Genomic DNA, 4,936 nt, shown 5'->3' with positions numbered 1-4,936 from the left:
TTAAGGATTGGCACAAAAAACAACCGGAATTATTCAAAAAGAAAATCTATGATCTATCGGGACTTGACACTCTGTATTTACTTGTTAATGTGGAAAAACATCTAAGCTCTTGGTTTTCTGTAGGTCGGGCTTCAGCCCGACAACCAGCCGCCTTGTGTCGGACTGAAGTCCGACCTACGGACAGCGGTTTTTCCATGATCCGGGGTAGCATCGTCATGCGCCATGACAGTTAATACCAACACTTGGTTCACTGATTCAGTGACGCACGGATACAGGTCAGCTCGCCATAACTCACCGTTTCATCCAGCGCCTCGAACACAGGTCCGAGACGAATAACGTCCTTTTGTTCCAGCATCATGTCCTGGATAAGCTGAATCCGGTCCGGCGACAGATCCACTACCTCCTGCAGTGCCACCTGTCCCTGTTCGATGCCTGTTGCCAGGTGACTGTAGATAGTGGAAGGCTTGAGTTCACGACGCAGGGCAATCTCCTCCACACCAAAACCACAGCGAAACAGGGCAATGCTTTCTGAAGCCGAATCCGTTGCCGGCGCCTGATCGTATTCGGCCAGCACCGTCAGAAAAGCTTCACCGTAGGCTTCGAGCTTGCTGGCGCCAACACCTGATATCCTGCTCATCTGATTCATGTCCTGCGGAAGATACTCCATCATCGCCATCAGCGTTGCATCATGAAAAATAACATAGGGCGGCACTCCCTGCGCCTGCGCCAGTTCCATGCGCTTCTTGCGCAGGGCTTCCCACAGTTGCGGATTAGCTCCAGTATAACCGCCCTTGCTTTTTCGGGGCGCCCTCTTCGCCGTTTTGCTTTCTTCCCTCAGCAGAAGAACCTGCTCTCCCCGCAACAGCGGGCGACAGGATTCGGCAAGACGCAATCCGCCATGGCCTTCCTGATCCACCGCAAGGTATCCCTGGGCGATCAGCTGTCTGAAAAGGCCACGCCACTGTTTCTGTGACAGTTCCTTTCCGATTCCCCAGGTACTGATAGCCTGATGCCCGAACTTTCGGATACGCTCATTGTCCTTGCCCAACAGCACGTCCACCAGATAGCTGACGCCGAAGCGCTGCCCCGTATGATGCACGCAGGACAATGCTTTCTGCGCGGCGACAGTACCGTCCCAGGTCTTTGGCGGGTCAAGACAGATATCGCAGTTACCGCATGGCTCCTGCAGTTCATCACCGAAATACGCCAGCAGTGCCTGCCGTCGGCAGCTTGTCAGTTCACAGTAGCCCAGCATGTGCTCCAGCTTCTGGCTTTCGATACGCTTGTGCGCCTCATCAGCATCCGACTGTTCCACAAACTGGCGCAGGGTGATCACATCCTGCAGATTGTAGAACAGCAGCGCTTCTGCAGGCTCACCGTCCCGTCCGGCCCTGCCGGTTTCCTGATAGTAGGCCTCGAGACTCTTCGGCAGATTCATATGAACAACAAAGCGTACATCCGGCTTGTCGATACCCATGCCAAAAGCAATGGTAGCCACGATGACAACACCATCCTCTCGCAGGAAACGGCTCTGATTTTCCGCCCGCTGCTGCTGGGAAAAACCCGCATGATACGGCAGCGCAGAAATGCCCTGCTGCTGCAGCCAGGCTGCCGTTTCCTCTACACGGCGGCGCGAAAGGCAATACACGATGCCTGCCTGCCCCGGATAATCCAGCTGGATGAAGCGCAGCAGCTGTTGGCGGGTGTTGCTGTTGTCGGAGGCAATCCGGTAGCGGATATTCGGCCGGTCAAAGCCACTGATGAAATGCTGTGCATGGGAAAGATTCAGGCGCTGAATGATTTCCCGGCAGGTGGGCTCGTCCGCGGTAGCCGTAAGCGCAATCCGCGGTATCCGGGGGAAGTTTTCATGCAGCGCAGACAGCTGGATGTATTCGGGCCGGAAATCATGCCCCCACTGGGAAACACAGTGTGCCTCATCGATGGCGAACAGGGCGATCTCTATTCGCTGCAACAAGGCCTGGAAACCTTCTGTCATCAACCGTTCCGGCGCTACATACAGCAACTGCAATTCGCCGTCGAGCAACTGCTGCTTTACCTGTTGCGCTTCTTCCGGGGCCAGTGATGAATTCAATGCAGCGGCGGCAATCCCCTGCTGCCGCAGGGCAATCACCTGGTCCTGCATCAGAGCAATCAGGGGTGAAACCACGATGCCCACACCGGGGCGTATCAGAGAGGGGATCTGGTAACAGAGGGATTTGCCTCCACCGGTAGGCATCAGGACGAGCGCATCCTTGCCGGCGATCAGCGAGTCGACGATTTCCTGCTGAGAAAGACGAAAGCTGGCATAGCCAAAGACTTTCTCGAGAATTCCCTGTGCCTCATTCAGGCCGGACATATTTCTTTCTTCAGTGAAATGAGAATCGGCTCCTGCCTACGGTCACAATTTCGGAGTAGAGTTGCCACCGTCCTGCAAAGGCTTGCGCAAACGGTCGAAGTCCCTGGGTGCAACATACTGCAGCACCTCCCTGGCTTCGGCATACATCACCACATCCAGCCCCTTGTCGGGATACAGCCAGTGCTCGACTTTTCCGTCAGCTTCCATCCGCTTTTCGGCCGGCTCTCCAAAGCGCTTGATCACCGTGGATTCTGCCAGATCGATGCGTGGCAGATAGGTCAGTGCCACCACCGGCGTTTGCTTCGCCTGCGCCAGGTCGTTCCCCGAAAGCGTCACCTTGCGCTTGCCCTGAGCGAGACTGGAAATACGCTCTCCCCGGTCATACATGCCCTGCAATTCTTCTCCGCTGAAACCCAGAGTCACCACAATTTTTGCCTTGAAACCGTTCAGGGTCACCGTATTGAAATACGCCTCAACCACTCGCTCCCCCGCATCGGTGGCAAACAGGCTGATTTCGGCTGGCTCCTGAAACTGATTTTCCACGTCGCTAAGGGTGCTCTTGCCCAGAGTAACACCAAACACCTGACTGAGGCCGTCAGGCGTAACTTCGATCTGCCAGGGCAGGTTCTTGTACTCCTCGGGTGGCTGACCGCCAGGCAGCCACAAGGCAGCCGCCAGCGCGATGATGGTAACACCCAGGACCTTCAGAAAAATGTGATCACCCACGAGCCTTCACATCCTCCGGAGGTGGAAACTTTTTGACCAGCCATTCTGGCACATCAGCGATATTGGCCTTGTGAACGGCATCGGACTCCATGATGATGAGTACCAGTACGGAAAACAGCGTTGGCAGCATTACCATGCCGCCGATGGCATAGTGGCCCGGCCGCAGGTCTGCCACATCGCCACCCACAGAAGCCAGGATCGCGACAATGCCAAGCGCCATGAGCACGATCATACCGATGAAAAACCGGCTGCGTCTGGCGCATAGCTGCCAGTGACAGAACACAAACCATGCATCGCGCTTGCGTGACAGCGCTGCACGCCACACCAGGTAGGTAAGTATAAGAATGGAAATGATCGGCACGATAAGGAGGAGCCAGGGCTCCTGTTTGGCCATACCCAGCAAACCCACAAACAGCAGGATGTGATTGGTAATCAGATTGATGAGCAGAAACTCATGGGGATGACGCGCTTTCTTGCGCGCATCCTCGGATATGTTTTCAAAAATCATGCTACTTTCTGTATTCCCGCAGGTAGTGCCATTCGAACAGCCGCTTGGCCCAGTGAAAACCGGAGAATGCGGGTGTGACCAGGTTTCGTTTGTCAGTACGGTACACCATCATGCCGGTGTCGTAACTGTCGATGATGCAGACCAACTCGGCTTTGAAGGTCGCGGAAGGCTGATCGCCATTCAGCTCCCCAACCAGATTGGCCGCCGCCGCTTCCGCCTGCAGGTCCGCCATATGCGCCTGTTTGGGCATCCAGCCCGGTCCCGGGTAACTACCCGAATCGCCAGCCACATAGACCTTCTCCTGTTCTTCCACCTGGCAGTAGCGGTTCGCTTTGAGCATGCCGCCTTCCGACAGGGGCAAACCACTCTCAGCAAACCATTTGTTGCCGGTCATGCCCGGCATGAAAATGATCAGATCGGCGCGGAACTCCGCACCTTCAGTAATCACCCTGTCCGCCTCGAAGCCCTTGATCTTGTGCCCGAGGTAGGTTTTGACATCACGCTTTGCCATGGTGGAAAGAATACCCTTCACCGCTTTCTCCCCAAGGCGCTGCCCCGGTTTTTCCGCGGGCGTGAAGAATACCAGCTCGAATCTGTCACGCCGGCCCTGCTTGCGCAACCAGCGGTCGATTCCGAACAGGAACTCGAACATGGGTCCGCCGCGCATGGCAGATGGCTCCTTGGGATTGCTGCTGAAACCGAAAGCAATGGTGCCGCCATCTTCCATGGACGCCAGACGGTCACGTATTTTCTCTGCGGCAGGTATGCCTTCACAGGGTGTGATGGCATGTTCAATGCCAGGCAGTTTCTTGATGAAGCGACCGCCACTGGAGATAATCAGTCCGTCGTTCTCGATTTTTCCCTTGTCCGTCACCACAGTCCTGCCACCATTTTCGACACCTGTAACACGACCGGCATGGAAATTTACCCGCTGCCGCGCGAAGAAACTGTTCAGGGACAGGGTCAGATCGGCGCCACTGCGCAATCCCGTGGGTATCCAGATCATCCCAGGCAGATAGACGAACTCCGGCCTGGGTGCTACGACATCGATTTGCAGGCCGGCGTCGAGCTTGCGCAGCTTCTGCACTGCAGTAAGTGCACCAAAACCCGCACCTATGACTGTTATTCGTGACATGGCAATATTTCCAGCATTAAAAGCACCTCGAACAATTCATGCGTTCATTCACAGAACCCGTGCGAAAACGGGTATTCTTCGAATCTATCCGTTACTAGAGTTTAGAGTAAGCAACATTGTTCCACCGTATATTTTCGGGTGAAATAAAGTTGCTATTTTGTTCATACTGCCCGTTAGAGCTTGTTCTATACGCTGATTGCTGCATCCTGCT

The 4,936-nt window shown here is 55.1% G+C and carries 5 protein-coding genes; 1 reads left to right on the top strand and 4 read right to left on the bottom strand.

The window, feature by feature from the left end:
• A partial coding sequence (locus tag ACOCD2_RS12275) for a hypothetical protein (protein ID WP_419581755.1) occupies positions 1-233 on the top strand: 233 nt, incomplete at its 5' end.
• Between the two features lie 14 nt (positions 234-247).
• Here ACOCD2_RS12275 and recQ read toward each other — a convergent pair.
• Genes recQ through ACOCD2_RS12255 form a run of 4 tightly spaced genes read right to left on the bottom strand, consistent with a single transcriptional unit; the run spans position 248 to position 4,725 of the window.
• Positions 248-2,356 (bottom strand): DNA helicase RecQ, encoded by a 2,109-nt coding sequence (recQ, locus tag ACOCD2_RS12270; RefSeq protein WP_293647987.1) that lies wholly within the window; start codon positions 2,354-2,356, stop codon positions 248-250.
• Between the two features lie 42 nt (positions 2,357-2,398).
• Positions 2,399-3,082, bottom strand: a complete 684-nt coding sequence (locus tag ACOCD2_RS12265; protein ID WP_293647989.1) for a hypothetical protein — start codon at positions 3,080-3,082, stop codon at positions 2,399-2,401.
• The gene (locus ACOCD2_RS12260; RefSeq protein ID WP_293647991.1) at positions 3,075-3,590 is read right to left on the bottom strand and encodes a hypothetical protein; all 516 of its coding nucleotides are present in this window, start codon (positions 3,588-3,590) and stop codon (positions 3,075-3,077) included. The genes ACOCD2_RS12265 and ACOCD2_RS12260 overlap by 8 nt, the downstream gene beginning before the upstream one ends.
• 1 nt (position 3,591) lies before the next feature.
• Positions 3,592-4,725, bottom strand: coding sequence for an NAD(P)/FAD-dependent oxidoreductase (locus ACOCD2_RS12255; protein ID WP_293647993.1), 1,134 nt, complete (start codon positions 4,723-4,725; stop codon positions 3,592-3,594).
• Positions 4,726-4,936 lie beyond the last annotated feature (211 nt).

Source organism: Thiolapillus sp. (genome assembly GCF_048562965.1).
Taxonomy (GTDB): domain Bacteria; phylum Pseudomonadota; class Gammaproteobacteria; order Chromatiales; family Chromatiaceae; genus Thiolapillus; species Thiolapillus brandeum_A.
The sequence above is the reverse complement of the archived record's forward strand: the minus strand, read 5'-3'. Positions and strand labels throughout refer to the sequence as shown.